13 protein-coding genes and 2 pseudogenes are annotated in these 20,180 nt (G+C 68.4%); 8 read left to right on the forward strand and 7 right to left on the reverse strand.

The window, feature by feature from the left end; translation table 11 throughout:
- Positions 1-232: 232 nt before the first annotated feature.
- The 5 genes and pseudogenes from LRD69_RS26100 to LRD69_RS26120 all read left to right on the forward strand — a co-directional run bounded on the left by LRD69_RS26100 (position 233) and on the right by LRD69_RS26120 (position 6,206).
- Positions 233-4,084 carry a S8 family peptidase gene (locus tag LRD69_RS26100; RefSeq protein ID WP_277328976.1) on the forward strand — a complete coding sequence of 1,284 codons (3,852 nt, stop codon included), beginning with the start codon at positions 233-235 and terminating at the stop codon, positions 4,082-4,084.
- Positions 4,085-4,653: 569 nt separating this feature from the next.
- Positions 4,654-5,145, forward strand: coding sequence for a peptidoglycan-binding protein (locus LRD69_RS26105; RefSeq protein ID WP_277328977.1), 492 nt, complete (start codon positions 4,654-4,656; stop codon positions 5,143-5,145).
- Positions 5,146-5,212: 67 nt separating this feature from the next.
- Positions 5,213-5,353, forward strand: a pseudogene (locus LRD69_RS26110) (transposase); the annotation flags it as partial.
- 294 nt (positions 5,354-5,647) lie between these two features.
- Positions 5,648-5,971, forward strand: coding sequence for a hypothetical protein (locus LRD69_RS26115; protein ID WP_277328978.1), 324 nt, complete (start codon positions 5,648-5,650; stop codon positions 5,969-5,971).
- Positions 5,972-6,083: 112 nt separating this feature from the next.
- Entirely contained in the window at positions 6,084-6,206 is a 123-nt protein-coding gene (locus LRD69_RS26120) for a hypothetical protein (protein WP_277328979.1), read from the forward strand.
- 285 nt (positions 6,207-6,491) lie between these two features.
- Here LRD69_RS26120 and LRD69_RS26125 read toward each other — a convergent pair whose 3' ends face one another.
- Positions 6,492-8,570: an ATP-binding protein gene (locus LRD69_RS26125; protein WP_277328980.1), complete on the reverse strand. Its 2,079-nt coding sequence runs from the start codon at positions 8,568-8,570 to the stop codon at positions 6,492-6,494.
- Positions 8,571-8,715: 145 nt separating this feature from the next.
- Between LRD69_RS26125 and LRD69_RS26130 the strand changes: the two genes are divergently transcribed.
- A complete protein-coding gene (locus LRD69_RS26130; RefSeq protein ID WP_277328981.1) occupies positions 8,716-9,618 on the forward strand; it encodes a LysR family transcriptional regulator in 903 nt (300 codons plus the stop codon).
- A gap of 44 nt (positions 9,619-9,662) precedes the next feature.
- Here LRD69_RS26130 and LRD69_RS26135 read toward each other — a convergent pair whose 3' ends face one another.
- Positions 9,663-9,932, reverse strand: coding sequence for a contact-dependent growth inhibition system immunity protein (locus tag LRD69_RS26135; protein ID WP_277329877.1), 270 nt, complete (start codon positions 9,930-9,932; stop codon positions 9,663-9,665).
- Positions 9,933-9,975: 43 nt separating this feature from the next.
- Positions 9,976-10,869 (reverse strand): annotated as a pseudogene (locus tag LRD69_RS26140) (transposase); the annotation flags it as partial.
- 157 nt (positions 10,870-11,026) lie between these two features.
- On the opposite strand from LRD69_RS26140, the gene LRD69_RS26145 reads away from it, so the two are divergent.
- The gene (locus LRD69_RS26145; protein WP_277329878.1) at positions 11,027-11,671 is read left to right on the forward strand and encodes a class I SAM-dependent methyltransferase; all 645 of its coding nucleotides are present in this window, start codon (positions 11,027-11,029) and stop codon (positions 11,669-11,671) included.
- Between the two features lie 153 nt (positions 11,672-11,824).
- On the opposite strand, the gene LRD69_RS26150 is transcribed toward LRD69_RS26145, so the two are convergent.
- The 4 genes from LRD69_RS26150 to LRD69_RS26165 form a co-directional block, all read right to left on the reverse strand.
- Positions 11,825-13,732 carry a HEAT repeat domain-containing protein gene (locus LRD69_RS26150; protein ID WP_277328982.1) on the reverse strand — a complete coding sequence of 636 codons (1,908 nt, stop codon included), beginning with the start codon at positions 13,730-13,732 and terminating at the stop codon, positions 11,825-11,827.
- A 44-nt stretch (positions 13,733-13,776) separates the two neighbouring features.
- A complete protein-coding gene (locus tag LRD69_RS26155) occupies positions 13,777-14,469 on the reverse strand; it encodes an SAVMC3_10250 family protein (protein ID WP_277328983.1) in 693 nt (230 codons plus the stop codon).
- 494 nt (positions 14,470-14,963) lie between these two features.
- Positions 14,964-15,413: a hypothetical protein gene (locus LRD69_RS26160; protein ID WP_277328984.1), complete on the reverse strand. Its 450-nt coding sequence runs from the start codon at positions 15,411-15,413 to the stop codon at positions 14,964-14,966.
- Positions 15,414-15,534: 121 nt separating this feature from the next.
- Positions 15,535-17,883 carry a M4 family metallopeptidase gene (locus tag LRD69_RS26165; protein WP_277328985.1) on the reverse strand — a complete coding sequence of 783 codons (2,349 nt, stop codon included), beginning with the start codon at positions 17,881-17,883 and terminating at the stop codon, positions 15,535-15,537.
- 499 nt (positions 17,884-18,382) lie between these two features.
- Here LRD69_RS26165 and LRD69_RS26170 point away from each other — a divergent pair, with 499 nt between their 5' ends.
- Complete coding sequence (locus tag LRD69_RS26170) at positions 18,383-20,140, forward strand: M4 family metallopeptidase (protein ID WP_277328986.1); 1,758 nt, start codon at positions 18,383-18,385, stop codon at positions 20,138-20,140.
- The last annotated feature ends 40 nt before the right edge of the window (positions 20,141-20,180 follow it).

Here is a 20,180-nt window from a genome sequence, read left to right on the forward strand (position 1 = left end):
AGCCGGCGGAATCCACAGGTCACAGCATGCAGGACGGGCCACAGCGTCTGCGTGAAGCACCGCAGTTCAGCGGCCGGACTCGGGCTTTCACACGGAACAGGCGCGCAGGCGGCGCGTGTCGCCGTTGTGACATGTCGCAGTTGTGTCACGTGAGGCCAGTGACACGTCCGGCTTCGTCAGCGGATTCTTTCGCGCAGGTTGTGACACCATCTGGACGAAAGGTCTTCAGCTGATGACATGGACCCGCCTGACGGCGGCTATATCGACAGGGTTGATGCTGGTCGCCGGAGGCGTGCCGGCGACCGCCGAGACGCGAACGGCGGCCATGGGGACCGACACTCGTCCCACCGACGTGTCGGGGGCTCACTCCGCGACCGTCCGGCTGGTGACCGGTGACCGGGTCACCGTGACGCCGTTGCCCGGCGGACGGCACACCGCCTCGGTGCAGCCCGGACCGGGACGCGAGCGTGTCGTGTTCCGGACGTTGGAGCAAAAAGGGTCGCTGACGGTGCTTCCGTCGGACGCGATGGACCTGGTGATGGCCGGCACGCTGGACCGTCGGCTCTTCGACGTGACGGCCCTGATCGCCCAGGGCTATGACCAGGACCACGCCTCCGCGCTCCCGCTCATCGTCTCCTCCGGCGCCACCTCGGACGTGGCGAAGACGACCGCGCAGTCCGAGCGGGCGGCGGCCACGGTGTCCGACCGACTGGCCGCGCTCAACCTTTCCTCGGCTCCGGCCCGCAACCTGCCCAGCATCGGCGCCCGGTCGCTGCGGGTCGCCGACGACGACCTGGGCAGTTTCTGGAAGACACTGCTGCCCGGCGATACGACGGGCGCGCCCCGGATCGCCGCCACTCCCCGCATCTGGCTGGACGGCAAGGTCAAGGCCGTTCTGGACCGAAGCACCGCGCAGATCAACGCGCCGACAGCCTGGAAAGCCGGTTACGAGGGCCAGGGCGTGAAGGTGGCGATCCTGGACACCGGTATCGACGCGAACCACCCCGACCTGGCCGGACGCATCACCGAGGCCAAGAACTTCTCCGACAGCACGAACACCGACGACCACTTCGGCCACGGCACGCACGTCGCCTCGATCGTCGGCGGCACGGGTGCCGCGTCCTCCGGGACCCGCCGCGGTGTCGCGTCGAAGGCCGACCTGCTGGTCGGCAAGGTGCTGGGCGACGACGGCTCAGGCTCCGAGTCGCAGGTCATCGACGGCATGGAATGGGCGGCCGCCCAGCACGCCAAGGTCGTCAACATGAGCCTCGGCGCGGACATGCAGACCGATGGCACCGACCCGATGAGCCAGGCCGTCAACACCCTGACCGCGTCCACCGACACGCTCTTCGTCATCGCCGCGGGCAACGCAGGCCCGGGTCCGTCCACCGTCGGTTCGCCGGGGGCGGCCGACGCGGCGCTGACCGTCGGGGCCGTCGACCGCGACGACTCCCTCGCCTCCTTCTCCAGCCGAGGCCCCCGCTTCGGTGACGGGGCGGTCAAGCCCGATGTGACCGCTCCCGGCGTCGGCATCGTGGCCGCCCGCGCGTCCGGCACCACCATGGGCACCCCGGTCGACGCCAACTACACTGCCGCGTCCGGTACTTCGATGGCGACCCCGCATGTCGCCGGCGCCGCCGCGCTGCTGGCGCAGCAGCACCCGAACTGGGGCGCGCAGCAGCTCAAGGACGCCCTGGTCAGCACCTCGCACACGGTGTCCGGCACCAAGGTGACCGAGCAGGGGGGCGGCCGCATCGACCTGGCCACCGCCATGGGCCCCGTCACGGCCACCGGCAGCGTGCTGCTCCCGGCCGTGGAGACCGGAGCGGCGGGCGGCGTTCGCAACGCCGCCACCGTCCGCTACTCCAACACCGGTGACCGCGAGGTCACGCTCTCCCTGGCCGCGGCCCTGGCCACCGGCACCGGCCGGGTCCTGCCCGCCGGCGTCGTCGCCGCCGGCTCCGGCACCCTGAAGCTGGCGCCCGGCGCCACGGCCGAGGTGCCGCTGCGCGTCGACGCGGCGAAGGCCACCCGCGGCAACTACTACGGCTACCTCACCGCGAAGTCCGCCGACGGCACCGTGGTCGCCCACACCACCGTCTCCCTGAGCATGCACGCACCCAAGCACAAGCTCACCGTGGTCGCCCGCGACCGCGACGGCAAGGTCATCGAGGGCGCCGCGCCGGTGATCTGGGGCGCCGACGGATTCGTGGACTACACGAGCGTGCAGCCGGCCGTTGCCGAGGTCGAGGAGGGCACCTACCAGCTCAGCTTCGGCACCTTGGACAGGGCCGCCGACGGCCAGGAGCTGCGAGAGGTGGTCAACCCGGAGGTGAAGGTAACCAAGGACACGACGGTGACGCTCGACGCCTCCAAGGTCACCGAGGTGAAGATCCGCACGCCACGCCCCGCCGAACAGCGCGGCATCCTCAGCTACCAGACGTACCGGAAGATCGACGGCAACGGCCTGATCCAGGGCGTGATGTTCTTCGACATCGCCAAGCGGCTCTACGTCAGCCCCACCGCGCGCGTCACGGACGGCGACTTCGAGTACACCTCGCGCTGGCAGATGGTGGCCCCGCAGCTGCGGGCGAAGGTCTCCGGCAGCTCGCTGGGCTTCACCCCGTACTACGTGAACGCCTCCCCGGCCTTCAGCGACAAGGGAGCACGGCTGACCGCCGTGGACGCCGGCAAGGGTACGGCCGCCGACCTGAGCGCCGCACACGTGCGCGGCAAACTGGCCGTCGTCCGCTGGGACTTCTCCGACGACCGGGCGCTCGCGAAGGCCGCGGCGGACGCCGGGGCCAAGGCGCTGATGCTGGTCGTGGAGGACGGCTTCTACCCCTGGACGCGGTGGAGCCCGACCGGTGACCGGATCGCCCTGCCCACCATGCGTGCCGGCACGGCGGAGGGCACCGCGGTGCTCAAGAGCATCAAGCAGCGCGCCACCACGGTGGAGTTCTCCGGCACGGTGCGCAGCCCGTACCTGTACGACGTGATGCAGGTCGCCAAGGGTTCGGTTCCCAAGAACCTGGTGTACACCGTCTCCGAGCACGAGAGCGCGGTGGTCCGCAGCACCTACACCCGCACGGGTGCGTCGCCTTGGGCGAGCGAGCAGCGTTTCGGGTGGCGGCCGTACCAGGACACCGCCTGGAACCAGTACAGCCGTGAGGTGCCGACAGGCCTGGAGCGTGTGGAGTACGTGACCGGCGGCGACACGTTGTGGCGCCACACCGTGCACCACAATGTCGTCTTCGGCATGGACATTCCGCTGGGGGCCGGCATGCACAATGTGCCGCGCACCTACCGGGCCGGTCAGCACGCCACGGAGCGATGGTTCGGCGCGGTGGTCCGCCCCTCGATCCCGCGTGGTGTGGGCTTGCCGTCGGTACGCAACGGCAACACCCTGTCCGTCTACGTGCCGGAGTTCAACGACTCCGGCGACGGCCACTGGTCGTTCTACGAGCTCGGCGGTTTCGGCGGTATAGGCGGTATAGGCGCCGGAGCCGGTGCCAGGGCCGGGGTGGCCGCGGTGGACGACACGGCCACGGCCGTGCTGTACCGCAACGGTCAGCAGATCGCCGACTCGCGCCAGGGCGCGTGGGGCGACTTCGAGGTGCCCGCGGGTGACGCCGAGTTCCGGATGGACCTGGCGACCACCCGCGTTCAGGACGACTGGCGCTTCGGCACCGGCACGCGCACCTCGTGGACGTTCCGCTCGGGCACCACAGCCGACGCTGCGCTGCTGCCGATGCTCCAGGTCGACTACGACGTGCCGGTCGACGCCCGCAACACGGTGGGCCCGCAGCGCAAGCACACAATCGGCCTGAACGTCCGCATGCAGGACGGCATGGCCGCGCCGCGCGGCGTGACGCTGAAGGTCGAGACGTCCTACGACGACGGGCGCACCTGGACCACCTCCACCACCGCCCGCAAGGGCAGCGGCTTCACCGCCACCGTGGAGCGGCCGGCCCAGGTGCACGGCGACGCCTATGTCACGCTGCGCGTGACCGCGAAGGACGCGGCCGGCAACACCGTCCAGCAGACGGTGGACCGCGCCTACTTGCAGCGCGGCGCCGCATGAGTCGCCGAGCACGTTAGCGCGGACCGACCGGACTGAACCGAGGCGGGTGTCAGGGACTATGGACCCTGACACCCGCCGCGCCGTCGGATTCGCGCCGGTCTCGGCCGGTCAGTCTCCATGACCCTGCTACGGGGAGCGGCCCAGGAGGAAGGAAAGGGATCCTGACCTGCGGCTGAATCAGATGTCGCGGAAGAGACCAGCCAGCCCTGTGGGCTGCCGCGATGGGTGGCTGCGGGGCGCTGACCTGCGCAGATGGTCTTTCAGCTGTTTCACGGTCATGCGCGTTGATGCGGCTGGAAGTCCCTACTGCTTCAGGAACCCGGCCACTGGAAGCTGGCTGTCCGCCGTGTACACCAACGGCGACAAGGTGAACGCGTGCGGCTGAACCGGCCGGGGCTGTGTAGACGGTGGCCGGCGCGGTCCGCACCGGCCACTACCGGTGACTGATCAGGCAGGGAGACGGTTCAACCCCGGCGTTGCAGGCAGACCCGCCCCCCGTCAGCTCAGTGTCCACGGCGACTTCCGGTCCTACGGTCGCCACGCCCAACATCCCACGAGAAGGAAGTGCCATGAGAACAAAGATTCTCCGAAAGACGCTCGTTCCCACCGCCGTCGCCGTGGCTCTCGCGGTCGGCACCCTCGCCGGCGCAGCACCCGGCTACGCGGCACCGCAGCCTGCCACCACCGCGCGGGTGACCCAACCGGCCATGGCCGAGGGCGATGTCGGGGCGCAGGCCGTCGTCAACCTCGGCCTGACCGTCCGAAAGGCCAAGGGCGTACAGACCTGGCTCAAACGGTTTCACGGTCCCTACAACGGCCCTATCGACGGCGCATTGGGATCCAACAGCTGGATTGGGATACAGCAGGTTCTGGCCCTCTACAACGGCTACGAGGGCGACATCGACGGGATCCCCGGCACTCAGACCAAGATGGCTCTGCAGCGCTTCCTGAACTACGAGGGCTACAACGCCGGCAAGGTCGACGGCATCTGGGGTTCTCAGAGCACGAACGCCTGGGGCGACTTCGCCGACGCCATGGTCGACTACTACAACATCCCCTGACGAAGGGGAGCCCGGCGGAGCTCTCTGCGCCCGGTCTGCCGTCCAACGACTGCGGTTGACCGGGAGTGAGAGGAGGGAGCTGCTGGCGTTCTTCGACATCCCCGCTGAGCACTGGATCCATCTGCGTACCACCAACCCGATCGAGTCCACCTTCGCCACCGTCCGTCTCCGTACCAGGGCCGCGAAGGGAGCTGGAGCTCGGGCCAGTTTGATGACGCGCTTGCCGTTGCGTCCGTAGACGACGCTACCTACGTACTCGCCGCCTGGCACCGTGGCGTCGTAGGCCACCCACTTGAAGCACGGCACCACGTCGATGCTGGGACGGCTGCCCACAACTTCCGGAACGTACAAGGTGAGGTTGTGGTCTGTGTCCATCCAGCCGAAATGGTTGGTGAGCGCTTCCTCAACCTCCCGGCGGAGCTTCTGCCGAGTCCACGGTCCCGCGTAGCTGGCCCGCTGCCCGAACCACCAAGCTGCCAGCCCCTCCGTATGGAAGGGGTCGTTGAGTTTCACCATGATGTCGACGTCGCTGTCCCCGCGGACGTTGGTGTTGTTGGGGTACGAAACGGTGTTGGTGCCGACCTCGACCATGAACTACCCGAGCGTCGCAGTCGAAACGGGCAGCCTCTATCTGGTCGGGCGCGATCATCGTCTGTACCTGCTGCGGCTGTTCATGCCCTGCGAGGTGTGCGAGAAGTGCCGGAGGTGGTCGACCTTCCACGGAGACAAAGTGAAGGGCCAACTGGTCCAGAAGAGTCTCGAGCACGGTCATCACTACACCTACAGGTCCGACGTTGCGGTTCTCCAGCAGGCGGGCTTGATGTGACCGCTGCCGCGTCGGCAATCGTCAGCCGTATGTGACCGCATGGAGCCTTCCGCGGGCCGAGACCCGTCAACCGACCCCGAGGTGGGCTCACTGGCTCATCGACGCGGCCCGTATGCGACTAATTGACCAGCTCGTCTATCCCTTCGAGGTGTCGAGCCTGCCAAAAGCCCTCGGCGACGGCACCTGGTACACCGTGTCCGCCACCGAGACCGCTCTGCATCTTCGGACCGTGTAACAGCGCTTCCAACCATCACAAGAGCAGCGACAGAGCCCGTTTACCCGTACCCGACTGAGCACATGACCGAGCACGCCGCCACTCCGCGCTGAATCCGTCACGCGACCGGCCTCCGCCTCACGCGCCACCTTCGCCAGACAAACAGACGGACCTGGTGGCCGGGGCCGGGCAGACGCCCCGTGAGCCAGTCGTCCTGCTTGAGGGCAAGTCCATAAGACTTCTTATGGATCATGTACGGCGAGGGGCTCCGCCTCCGGGAAGATCACTTCGGCGGGTCTTGCCCGTTTACCGGTGCGTGCTCAGCTGGCTCTCGTTCTCGTGCAACGGGGAGGCTGCCGGTTGCCCGGTGCTCTCCCGCCGCCAGAGCGCCTCGCCCAGCCGCTCGTGCGCGCTCTGGAGGTGGCGGCGGTAGGTGCTGTAGGGCAGCCCGAGGCGTTCGGCGGCGGCCATCTGGGTGGGCACCCGATGGAAGTAGGTGGTGGCGATGACGCGGTGCAGTTTCGCTGCCCGCGGTTCCGTGCGCAGGTCGTCGACGACATCGGTGAGCAGGTCGCGTAGCATCTCCACGGCGCGCTCCGCGCTGTACCCCGGCCGGCTGGTCAGCATCGTGGTCTGCCGCAGCGGGTTGGCCGCGAGATCGTCCTCCCGGTGCCAGTCGCGCAGCGCGGCTCGCACGGCGGTGGTGAAGTCTGCGCGCGCCAGCGTGGTGACAGGAACCGAGGTGGCAGGGGCCGGTCCTGTCTCGGTGAGCGCGCCGGGCTGGGTGCGCTCGAACCAGACCGACAGCGGTGTCTCACGCCAGTCGCAGGCGAACAGGGCGTAGGTGTACCCGTTGGGCCACGGCAGTTCAGAGATCCGCGTGTGGCCCAGATGGTGCATCAGCGGCTCCCACAGGTCGGGAAGCGGACTGATCATGAGCGACCAGGCCAGTCCGTCGGAGCGGATCCAGTCCGTGCAGATCCGCAGCTGCATCAGGTGCTGCACCGGCGAGATCCCGCCGTAGGCGGGCGGGTAGACGAAGAATCGGGCCAGCATCAGGTGCTGGCCCGGGCGCATCGTGCTGGTTCGCTGCGTGTGCTCCCAGGCCTGGTCGAGGATCGGGTCGATGGCCAGCTCATCGGCGCCGGGCCGGGTCACCCTCAGCCAGGTCATGAATGCGGCAGGCTCGCCGGTCACCGAGTCGCGGTAGATCCAGAAGGCCTCAGGCTGCTTCTTCAGCCAGAAGTCGGCGATCACCGCGGACTGCGGCCCCTCCGCCTCGGTAACCAGGCGGTGGATGGCATCGTGGTCGCCCGGCCGGAGGGTGTCCTCGTGGAAGTCACCCTCCCGTCGCATCTGGAAGTACTCCCCCATCGGGCCGTAGCGCTTGAGGTAGGTCAGCTCGCGTATCGCGATCAGTGCCTCGTCCGCCGGTGCGGTGCGCGCCTGCTCGAGCAGGACGTGTCCCAGGCGGCGGTGCATCTCCTTGTACCCTTGCGGATCGCGCCAGCGCAGATCCGCATCGATCGCGTCGCTGACGAGGTCGTGCAGGAACATCCCCTGCCGGCCCCAGTCGGCGATGGGCAGGCGCCGCAGCCAGGTGAACATCTCCGCGCTCCGCTCGGGCCCCACCATCGCGCGCAGCAGTCCTTCGGTGGTGGTCATCGCATGAGCCGCCACCTCCAGGGCGAGCCGGTGCACAGGGGAGGGGACGTCGCCGACCATCTGGGACAGCAGCCTGGTCAGCACATCGGGCGTCGGAGCCCAGCTGGATCCTTCCCCGCTCTCCGCAATGCTCGCGGCCAGACTCAGCGCCAAAGGGTGGCCGCCGGCGAAGCCCAGGACCTGTTCGCGCAGGGCTGGCGTCAGATCCCGCAGTTCCAGCAGCTGTGCGGCCTCATACGGGTCCAAGTCGCCCAGCGGCATGACAGCGAGCACCTCGCGCCAAGCGAGATCCGCGCTCCAGGTGGAGCTGGGCCCCTCCCGCCCGGCCAGCACCACCAGGTTCCGCGTGGACAGGCCGGGCAGGAACCGGTCCCGCAGCCACCCCTCCAGCCCCTGGCAGTGTTCGAACGCGTCGATGAGCAGCACCGCGTCCGGGTCCGCACCGGCCACTTCCGCCTCCAGACCTGCGGGGGAGGGGTCGATCAGCCGGCCGTTCACCTCGACGACCGGCCTTCCTGCCGTCCGGCTCTCGTCGGCGAACCTGCGCAGCAACGTCGACTTCCCCACCCCGCCGGGACCGTGGACGTAGATGACCGCAGGTGCGTCCACGACGCCGGACAGAGCTTGCCGGAACATCGCGAGTTCCTCCGCCCTGCCCACGAAGGAGCGCTCGCGTGCCCACCGCAGTCGCTCGGCCAGACTTTCCGCATCACGTCTCATGGGCCGCAATATAGCCACCGGATCAGAACACTTTTTATGACTGAAGAACGTGATGCCTACTTTCGTTATAGCCGCTGGTGCGAGAGGGCCCGGCAGGACTCAAGCGTGCTTTGCTATGCCTGTGGTGCATGAGAAACGCGGTGGCATGCCAAGTCTCGACCTGCTGCTGACCTTCGTGGAGGTCTACCGGGCGGGGTCGCTCTCAGCTGCCTCGCAACGCCTCGGATTCACCCAGCCGGCGGTAAGCGGCCAACTGGCCCGCCTGGAGGAACAGATCGGCGAACCGCTCTTCGTGCGCACCTCCCGGGGAGTGACGCCCACACCGGGGGCGACAGCACTGGCCTCGCGTGTCAGCGGACACGTCGACGGGCTCCGCAAGGCACTGGGCTCGTCCGAGGAGCCCCTACTCGGAGGGACGGTCCGTATCGGTGCCGCCGCAGAGTTCATGACCCTGTGCGCCACCCCGGTACTCGCCGATCTGACCAGGCACGGTGTTCAGGTGCATGCCGTGCTCGGCCTCGCCGACGACCTGCTGGCCGCACTGGCGGCCGACCGGTTGGACCTCGTCGTCTCCTCCATACGCCCTACCCACGACGCCCTCCACGCGGAAGCCTTCGTGGACGAGCAGTTCCTGCTCGTCGCACCGCCCGACATGGCCCGAACTGTCGACCCTGAACGGCTGCGGAACGAGCCCGTGGCGGCACTGGCACACCTTCCTCTGGTGGCGTACGCCGAGGAACTTCCCATCATCCGTCGCTACTGGCGCAGCGAGTTCGGACGCCGCCCGCCCAACCCGCTCGCGTTCGTCGTCTCCGATCTGCGCGCCGTTCTGGAAGCCGTGACAAGGGGCGCCGGCGTCTCTGTACTCCCGCGCTACATCGCCCTGCCCGCGCTGCAGTCCGGAAAGGTCCTCCAACTCCACGAGCCGGAAGCAGCCCCCTTGAACACCCTCTACCTCGCCGTCCGGCGGAGCGCGCCTGCGAACTCCGCCGTCACCGTCCTGCGGGAGGCACTGCGGCAGGCCGCCCGTCGGTGGGACATGCTGTGAGCCTCACACCCCCGCTCGCGAGCAAGGCGCGCTGAGGCGCCTTGTCACCAGCCCCCGGCTCTCATCGGTCGCGGGCCTTGTGCTCCCGCACAACGAGACAGGAGACCGCCTTCGTACATGTGCCCCTCTGGCATCGGGTTCTCCCGCAATACCTCCACTGCCAGTGGCAGGAGGTAGGGCAGGCCGATGTCCTGCCCGATCAACAAACGCATGTCCTCGACGGTCAGCTCGCCAATCGGCCGACGCCGCAAGGCGTGTGCAGTAGTGATAAGACGGGTGTTGTCGGCTGACGGAGCCGGCCACCGGGGCGGCACCGGCGTAGTTCGCGAATGCCGCCGAGCTGGGGAATCGGTGGGCCCCTCGGGTGCGGCCGATCAGCCTGGCGGCCATGACCGGCCCGATGCCCGGGGTGGTCATCAGGGCGCTGCCCGATGCCTCCACGAGGCTCTGCATCCGGGCAGCATTGTCCGTGAGCTGCTTGTCCAGTTTCCGGATCTCCGTGACCAGATCCCAGGCGATGTCCTTGCGGACGGTCTCGACGTCGCCGGCGGGGCGGACGGACCGCAGCAGTGTGGCGGCCAGGTCCGCGGACAGCTGGGTCGGGGCGCCGCCGGGCAGCAGATCACGCAGCAGCGCGTGGAGCTGGTTAACTGTGCGGACCCGGGCCTGGGCCAGGTTCACACGCCGTTCATCCAGGAGAGCCAGCGCCGTGGTGTGGTCCTCGGGCTCGACATCCCGTCCGTCTCCCTGCAGACAGGCGACCGTGGCCGCGGCCGCAGCGTCGATCTGGTCGTTCTTGCGCCGTCCACCGCGGGAGAGTTCGCGCACCCGACTGGTCGCCGCCGCAGGCACATCGACGACGCTCTCGCCGCGGGCGATGAGCCACTGGGCAAGATGCCGGCCCAGCCCGTTGGCGTTCTCCACCGCCCACTTCCGCTGCGGCCACCGCTTGGCCCAGGCCAGCAGCCGCCGATAGTCCGTCAGGCTCGCCCCAATCCGCATCGTTCCGACCTGCTGGTTCGATTCCGGCCCGACGGCGGTGGCGGTGTGGGTGCACTTGTGGGGATCAACACCGAGCAATATCACTGGACTGTGTTCCTCTCGGTCGGACGACAGGGCATCCACGGCCGACACGCCGACTTCCGGAACCAACCGGCCGGGACACGCCTCTGTTGAGTCAGACCGCGGACGGACACCGGACCGGCGACATACCCCGGGAGAGCCAGCCCCGAAGAGCGGCAGACGGTTCACGAGTCACCCGGCCCGGCGTCCTACGGCACGCTACGAGCGGCCAACCCGACCGCGTCCCGATATCCCCATACAAGTCGGGCGGTTCAAGCAACGGCATTGGGTCTAAGCCATCACGCCGCTTGATGACTTGTGTAGCCTGCGGTCGGTGGAAATGGGACTGAACGCAGATGACTGGTTGGCGGATACGCGGACGTCTTATGACGCCGTCGCTGCAAGCTACGCAGAGCTGACACGTCACCTCTTGGACGACACACCTGAGGAACGCGCGGTCTTGGCCTTGTTTGCCGACCTGGTGCGTGCCCAAGGCGGCGGACTGGTCGTGGATGTGGGGTGCGGGACAGGCAGGATTACAGGCCACCTGCGGAACCTTGGCCTGGACGCGTTCGGCATCGATCTGTCACCTGGAATGATCGATGTGGCCCGTCGTGAACACCCCGGTGTGCGGTTCGATCTCGGTTCCATGACGGAGCTCGCCCTGGCCGACGCCTCCGCGACTGGCCTGGTCGCCTGGTACTCACTGATCCACATTCCTGACGACGAGATTAGCTCGGTTCTTGCGCATTTCCGTCGAGTGCTTCGGCCCGGTGGGCTGTTGCTGCTCAGTTTCCATGTCGGCGATGAGTCGCGGTTGAAGACTGAGGGCTATGGCGGGCACCCGATGAAGGTCTATGTCCATCGCCGGCAGCATGACCAGACGATTGAGTGGCTTAACGAAGCTGGCTTCGCTGTCGAGACGCACAAGACTCTCACCTCTGCCGAGAGCAAGCTGGGAGGGATCATTCTCGCGCGTCGTCAACCTTGATCAGGTGGTGATGGCGATCGCCGATAACGACCACCCGTACTCCTCGCCCCACTTGATCTGGCTCTCAGGTGGGGAGGTTCGATGAGCCGCGAGTACATGATGCGGCGGGGCCGTCCGCTCGATCTGACCGAAGGCCGTGGACGTGGCCGTCGGTTAGGTGGAGCCGGTGCGGCCAGCGAGCGTATTGACGGCTTCGCGGGCTGCGCCGTGCGCGACGTCGCCGACGTCCGACATGTAGTACTCCAGGACGGCTCGGGCGGCCGCTGGGTCGTCGATACGGGAGAGTCCGCGCAGGGCGGCGCCGCGGAGGTCGCCGGGGAACCGGCAGCCCAGCTCCTCCGGTCCCTCGACGATCCGGCGCAGGGCGTTGATGGTGCGCGGGTCGCGCAGTCGTGCGATGCCGTCGACTGCGTGCCTCCCGGCCGGCATGTCGTCCTCGATCGCGATGGCCGTCAGGGTGTCGAGGTCGTCTATGTCTGCGCATTGGGCGAGCAGCGACACCACGTCGGAGCGGAGCCAGCCCTCGGCGGTGGCGAGCAGGGTACGCAGGGCGGGGCGGGCGGTCGCTCCGAAGTTCCCGAGGGCCTGCAGTGCGGCGGCCTGGACGTCTCGGCTGCGGTCGGTGGTGGCCTGCGCGAGCGAATCCACTGCTTGGGGCGAGCCTGGCAGCATGCCGAGGGCTTCGGCCGCGCGCAGCCGGATCGACTCGATCGGTTCGCCGAGTGCTGCCCTCAGCGCCGGTTCGGCTTCGGGGGCGCCCAGCCGGCCGAGTGCACACGCCGCCCGGGCCCGGAGACTCCCGGGGGTCTCCGGGTCAGTGAGCAGTCCGATCAAGGGTGTCGCGGCGGGCAGGTGACGCAGGCGGCCCAGGGCGTCCACGGCGGCGGTCCGCACGAGTAGGGCCGTGGCGTCGGGGAGCAGACCGAGAAGCTTGGGCGCCGCGCGCCGGTCACCGAGCAGGCCCAGAGCCGTGGCCGCACCATGCCGCTGCTGGTCCGTTCCGTCGGTAAGCAGGGTCAACAGCCTGGCTGCGGGTGGAGGTTGTAGAGCGGCCAACGCGTGCGTCACGTCCTCGTGAATCTCGCCGTCGCCCAGTGCTTCAACCAGCGCCGCCATGGCTTCGTGACCACCGATCCGGGCGATCGCGTGGGCCGCCGCACGCCGCACGGTGGGGTTGGCGTCCTCGCTCAATCGGATCCGCAGGGCGGGCAAGTCCTCCGGATCGCCTTCGGTGCCGAGGCCGTGGCAGACGCTGCGCCGGACGGCCGGATCGGCGTTGCTGACCGACCACCGCAGTCGTTGGAGCCCGCCCGGGGTGCTGGAAAGGACTTCGGCGATCGCCTCGGAGATCCGCTGGTCGGGGTCGCTGAGGGCAGCTTCGGCAAAGGTGAGGCGGCCGTAGCCGGACGCGATAGTGACGTCGATCTGTCGCAGGGCTTCGGCAGCGGCCCGCCGCAGTCCCGACGGCATCGCACTCGAAGCGACGAGGAAGGCCAGCGCGCCCGCCGCCCGGGGGGAGCCCAGCCGGCCGAGCGTGCGCACAGCCTCGGTCCCCAGGGCATCACCAGAGGAACCGTCGGCCCTGGGCAGCAGGTCCCACAGCGCCGCGAGGAGACCCGGCACTGCGCTGGCGTCTCCAATGCGGACGATAGCTTCCAGCACCTCTCGCCACTGCGGGGTGTAGGGGATCAGCATGTCGAGGAGCGGCTGTACTGCGCGTGGATCGCCGACGTCGCCGAGCGCCCGGATCACCTCATCAGGGGGGAAACTCCAGTCGTCCCGGTGCAGGGCCGCGATCAGGTCCGGGACGGCGCGGCGCTCACCCAGCTGCCCCAGGCACCGGGCGACGGCGGCGACGAGCAGCCGGTCCTCGGCCGGGTCCCTCAGGCACCGCAGCAGTGCGTCCGCCGCCGTCGGGCCGCCAATGTCAGCAAGGAACTCCGCCGCGTACGCCGCGGTGTATCGGTCGGCGCGTTCGAGGATCCGGCAGAGGCCGTCGACATCCTGGTAGAACCTCATCAGCGCGACATCGGCCTGCGGTACCACGATGAGCCCCGGCAAGCCGACTCTGTAGACCGTACGACTTCCGGGTCTGCTGCGCGGGCTCACCGGCCCTCCCCGGAGAGCGCGATATAGAGGGGAGTGCCGATGAGTACTCTGACGGGCCGCCCGTTGGGATCCTGGGTCGTCCCTACCAGGAGGCGCCGAGCGAGGAATTCGCATCCCTGGCTCGGCCCCGTGATCTGCTCGGCGCAGCCGATGACCTGCCGCAGCGAGTCCTGGTCGGTCTGACGGAAGCGCCGAGTGAGGGGAGGATCCGCCTCCTGGACCTGGTGACGGTCGGCCCATTCCGCCTGGTCCCGTTCGAGGAGGGTGAAGAGCGTGGGGAGCATCGAGCCGGAGTAGCCGATCGGGACAGCCTCGGGAGCCGCCCCGGATCCGATGAGGTGGTGTGCCGACCCGATTAGGGCGATCACCGTCCCCTGCCACGCACCGGTGAATAACAGCAACCCCGTCGACTCGCCGCCGAAGATCATCGAACGGAGCCCGAGCATCCCGCGGAACCAGACAGAGGGCTCCTCCAGCCCTGATACGTCCTCGTCCCGTTCAATCGCGCGCTCGACGACGGCCAGCCGCTGATACCTGGTGGCTTCGGGCGGCGCCGCGGTCTGGACGGTCATACTGACGAGCTTCAGGTCGATCGTGAACTCGGCCGCGAGACGGGACAGCCGCTTGGGAGGAATCTGCCCGAGGAGTAGTTCGAGCTTGGCGTCCGAGACATAGACGTAGTAGCGCATGCTGCGGAATCCCCCTGTCCCGTGCCGACGCTCACCACTCTTCCCGGAGCCGGCACGCTTACTCCCGGAGCCGTAAGTCGGCTTCCACGATCGGTACGTCGTTGATGTTGACCTCGCGCCGGACGGACATGTCCCCGTCCTCACGCACGGTGGAATCCTGCTTGGTCAGGTGCGCGCACGGTGAAGCCGATTCCTCGCAGCCAAGGCGGTGCTCGGACGAGAAGGTCCGGTGAGCCTGCCTGCCGCAGCGCCAGGCTGACCATGCTGTCCGGCGCGCCGCCAACTCGAGTGCCTAGTAACACCGGCCCGACAAGGGCGCCATCTGCGTCGCTCACGCGATGCGCGTCGCGCACTACTCACCGGCCCGCGCCCCTGGCGCTGGCCGACTGTCGAGCGGCTCCTCCCTCCTGGTGGCCGGTCGCAGGCAAGCGCGGACTGCCTGGGGAGTCAAGCCGAGCAACTCTGAGGCTGCCGCGAGCACCTGGTGGGGAGATTCAGGTATCGCCATCAGTGGTCCGTGCGGCGATCTCGCCGAAGGTGGGCAGGCCCAAGTGGATGACTGAGGACTTGAGAGCGGCATCGAGCTGGGTCAACTTGTCCTCTGCGCCGGCCAGGCTGATCTCCAGGCCCTCGACCTCTCCGAGCCGGCCCTCCCGCTGAGCTTCGGCGATCCGGTCGAGCAGGTTGTCGCGGATCTCGGGCAGACGGTCTCGCTGGGACGGCTCGGGCCGGAGGAGCGAACACCGGACGCAAGCGTGCTCGTGGATGCACGACGTTCCGAAGGCCCGAGCGCAGGTTCCCAGAGAGAGCTTGCGCTTCTCAAAGTGGGCGAGGAAGGCGTCCCACTCCTCGTTCGTCGGGGTCCGGCATTCCTCGCTGGGACGACGTGCCAGCGCCGGTCTGTCGCTGCACTGTGCTGTCGATCTGCGGGTTCGGCGAGGCACCGCATCGCACGACGGACCGGTCCCTCACTCTGTGACGGCCTGACGGCGTCCACCGGCCTGACGGCGCCCATCGGCCGGTCGGGCCGGTGGGCGCCGCTGGGTCGTTCGGGGGTCATCGAGGTCAGAAGGTCAGGCTCCAGCTGTGGAGGTGTCCCTCGTCAAGGTCGAAGATGCTCGGAGTGTCGTCCGTGACACGCAGCTTCCAGGTGCCGTTCGCCGGGAAGGCCGAGGCGTCGACGGTGTACGTCTCCTTCAGGGTGGTCGTGATGTCCCAGTTGGGACCCCAGGGCTTGACCGGGATGACGGTACCGTCCGGGGCGATCAGATTGATCACCTGGCCGTTGCAGAATCCGGCGTCGAGGTCGACCGTGACCTTGAGGTCACCCGGGGCGTTGCCGTCCTTCCCCGTGACGACCAACGGCGACTCCACCACACCCCACTTGGGGATCACATACGGCGTGGGGTTGACGAAGACGTCCCCTCCGGACTCCAGGACGGACCAGGTCACCGGGAAATCGCGGGTGTTCCCCGCCGAGTCCGTGATGGTGATGACGGTGTCGTAGTCCCCGACCTTCTTGGGCGTACCGGTGATCAGACCGGAGACCCGGTCGATCGCCAGGCCGTTCGGCAGGTGCTTGGCCGAGTAGGTCAGCGTGCCCGGGTGGCTACTGGCCGCCACGATCTGCCGGCTGACCGGCTGGCCGAGTCCCACCGGGCCGGTGGGCAGCGAGGACACCGCGATGTGGTTGACGTAACCCACTCCGACGTTGACGCCCGCCCAGGCGTTGGCGACGGCCTCGTAGGCGTCGCTGTGCGCGCCGTAGAGGTCGGCGGCGGCCTGGAGCGTGGCGGTCCGGGCGCCCGCGTAGTCCGTGGTGCTGGTCATGTAAACGGTGAGCGCGCGGTAGATGACGTCGGTGGCGTTGGTCAGCCCGATGCCCGACACCGGCAGGCCGTCGTAAGTGGGGCTGTCGTAGTCCACACCGTTGATGGTCTTCGCCCCGCTGCCCTCGGCGAGCAGGTAGAAGAAGTGGTCGCCCACCCCGGCCACCATGTGGGGTTCGTCGTACTTCGCCCCCGGCTTCCAGTAGTCCAGGGGCGCGTAACCGACGGCGCTGACGCCGGCCTTGGAGGGAAGGTCCATGTAGCGGATGGGCGTGCCGTCACCATGGAGGTCGTCCAGCTCGCCCACCATGTAGTCGGGCACGTCGTTCGGGTTGTCGGCGTAGAACTCGACGGCGGCGGCCATCATGTCGCTGATCGCCTCGTTGAGACCCGCCGACTCACCGAAGTCGACCAAGTCGGCCGTGCTGTAGGTGACTCCGTGCGCCATCTCGTGGGCGGAGGTGTCCAGCGCCGTCACCGGGTGCTGCCCGTCGCGGCCGTCGCCGTAGCTCATGCAGAAGCAGCTGTCCTGCCAGTTGGCGTTGGCAAGGGAGACTCCCGGCTCCGCCTGGTAGTGGACCCGGGAGTAGCTGCTGCGGCCGTCGTTGGCTATGCCGTTGCGGCTGAAGCGGTCACGGTAGAAGTTCCAGGTGGTCTGCGCACCGTAGGCAGCGTCGACCGCGGCGGTCTCGGGGTCCGCCGCCGTTCCGTCGCCCCAGACGTCGTCGGGGTCGGTGATCTGGACGCCCCGGTAGTCGGTGGTCGAGTCGAGGGTCCGGTGGCCGCTCTGCGGGTCGATCAGGGCGTAGCTGCCGTCGTCCTGGCGCGTGCTGCCGATCTGGACCTGCCCGCTGTACATGCTGTTGCCGACTGCGGACTCGACGTGCTCAGCGCTCTGGAGCACGGCGCCGCTCCCGGCGTCGGTGAGGACGTGCAACTCGCTGGGTGACCCGTCCTTCTGCAGACCGGTGACCACGGACTCCCACGCCAGGGTCGGCTTGCCGCCCTGCGCCTGGACGACCAGGCGGGGCGCCTTGTCCGCGGCGGCCTTGGCGGTGCCCTTGGCCTTGGCCTCGCCCATGGCCGACTTCTTGGCCTCGGCCGCCGGGTGCTCGGCCTTGGTCGTCGGCAGGGACAGCTTGGCCTTGGAGGCGTAGCTGGTGCTGAGGACGCCGGCCCGGTCGTGAACCACGAGGTCACCGCCAAGCACGGGCAGCCCGGCGTACGTCCGCTCGTAGCGGGTGTGCACGGTCCCGTCGGCGTCCTTGACGACGTCCTTCGGAACCAGCGCCTCCTGGGAGCCCAGCTTCAGCGCGCGAGCCGTCTCCGGCGCGGCATCGGCTGCCGCGTCGAGCAACTGCCGCCGCTGCGTGGGCGACAGGAGAACGGCCTGCGCCCCGGGCCGTGGCTGCGCCGCGATCGGGGCGGGTGCCGCCTCCGTGTCGGCGGCCGCCCGCACGACGGCCGAGGCCGGCAGCGCGGAGGCGGCCAGGGTGGCGACCAGGACCGCCGCGGTCGCGGCCAGCCGCCCCTGCGAACGGCGGGCAGTCGATGGCGCCGAAACCCGTCTTATGGAGCTTCTCACTTCGGGAGTTCCTTTCATCCCCGCTGTGTTTCCGGGCTGTGTTCCGGTGCGGAGAACCAGTCAGGTGTGTTGGACGGAGGTGATGGTTACAGCGGGGATCCGTGCTGTCAGCAATGACTGATACGGATGTCTGAAAACCGTCCATCGGAACAGCTTCGGTGGGCGGGGCGTCAGATGGGCTTTTACGTATGGGTAATGGAGCCGTCACAGACAAGATTGGCCAATTCCAGCTGTTATTCAGGCATGAGACGGGCCGTCAGTCCGAGGAATTGGAACGGGTTTACCGGGCGCCTTTCTTGCTGCTTTCTTGTCGCTCGCTTGCCGAACGCTTGTCGCGCACTGTCCGACGGCGCGGTGACAATGCCTGTAATTCGCCTTTAACATCACGGGGCTTTACTCGAAATGGCGGCGGCTGGCATGCTCTCGACAGTCCTCGTCAGCTCTCCGTCGGTCCTCGACGGGCGCGCTGAGACGAGCTCAGGAAAGGGCGAACCCTTACATGCGTGCCCCCTCGATATCCAAGCTCGCCATCGCACTCACCATCGCCACGGCGGCCTCCGCCACGATCACGGCGACGGCGGTGGCGAGCCCCGCACCGAGCAACTCGAGCGCCCAGGCGGCCTCCTCCGAAGCGACGGTCGACGCCGCCCGATCGGCGGCCTTCGCGCACGCCGCGGAGACCGGTCTGTCCGGACAGAGCGGCCTGGTCGCAGTGGACGTCATGGTCGACCAGGACGGCAAGCAGCACGTGCGCTTCTCGCAGACCTACCGGGGTCTTCCCGTGGTCGGTTCCGACATCGTTGTCCACCTCACCAAGTCCTCCAACTACCTTGGTGTGACGCGCGCTTCGGACAAGACGGTCTCGGTGCCGACCGTGGCGGCGAAGGTGACGGCGACGCAGGCGCGGGACAAGGCCGCGTCGGTGGTGTCGAAGGGCGTGGCGGCGGCTCCCCGGCTGATCGTGCACGTCCAGAACGGCACGAGCGTCCTCGCCTACCAGGTCGAGGTGGCGGCGAAGGGCGGCGCGGTCGCGTCCCACTCGGTGGTGCTCGACGCCGGCACGGGCAGCGTGGTGAGCGACGTCCCTGCCCTGGACGGGTTCATCTCCCCGAAGCTGGAGAAGAGACTCAAGACTCTGGGCGAGCAGGCCACCTCGACGGCCGGCGGGCGGTCGGCGGCGGGGAAGCCCTCGGGGTCGGGCGCCGGCACGCCTTCCGTGGGCAGCGGGGCGTCGATGTACAACGGCACGGTGACGCTGAACACCACGCAGACCAAGGCGACCACGTACACCCTCGTCGACAGCACCCGCGGCGGTGCGGAGGTCAGGAACGCCAAGGACAATTGGCCGGTGGAGTCACGTGCCTTCACCGGCTCCAGCGCCATGACCGACACGGACAACAAGTGGGGCAACGGCACCACGTCCGACACCAACACCGCCGGCGTGGACGCCCAGTACGGGCTGACGTCGACCTTCGACTTCTACAAGAACACCTTCGGCCGCAACGGCATCCGCAACGACGGCACCGGTCCGCACGGTGTCGTCCACTTCGGACAGAACTACGGCAACGCCGGGTGGAGCGACGTCTGCTGGTGCATGGTCTACGGAGACGGCGACGGCGTGACTTTCGCCAAGCCGCTGACACAGCTCGACGTCACCGGACATGAGTTGACGCACGGTGTGGTGTCGGCCACGGCCGGTCTGGAGGCTGACGTCGTCGGGCTTGAGCAGGTCGGTGAGCCCGGTTCTCTGAACGAGTCGCTGGCCGACATCTTCGGCAGTGCCGTGGAGTTCTCCACCAACAACGCCACACACGCCCCCAACTATCTGATGGGCGAGCAACTCGGCCTGTCGCAGGGGTTCCTGCGCCGACTCGACCACCCGTCGCTGGACAAGCTGGAGGGCGCCGTCGACTACTGGAGCGCCAGCGCCCCCCAGACGGAGGTGCACGCGGGTTCCGGTGTCTCCTCGCACGCCTTCTACCTGCTGGCGGAGGGCAGCGGAAGCAAGACGATCAACGGCGTCTCGTACAACTCGCCGACCTATGACGGTTCGACGCTGACCGGCATCGGCCGCGACAAGGCGGTGGCGATCTTCTACCAGGCACTGACTCGGTACATGGTCTCCAGCACCGACTTCCACGACGCCCGCACGGCGACGCTGCAGGCCGCGGCGGACCTGTACGGACAGGGCAGCACGGAGTACGACACGGTGAACAAGGCGTGGGCCGCGGTGAATGTCACCGCGTCCAACAGCTGAGATTCCAACGGCTGTGAAATCGGCGCCGCAGCGTTGAAAC

The sequence above is a fragment of the Streptomyces sp. JH14 genome (assembly GCF_029428675.1).
Classification (GTDB): Bacteria; Actinomycetota; Actinomycetes; order Streptomycetales; family Streptomycetaceae; genus Streptomyces.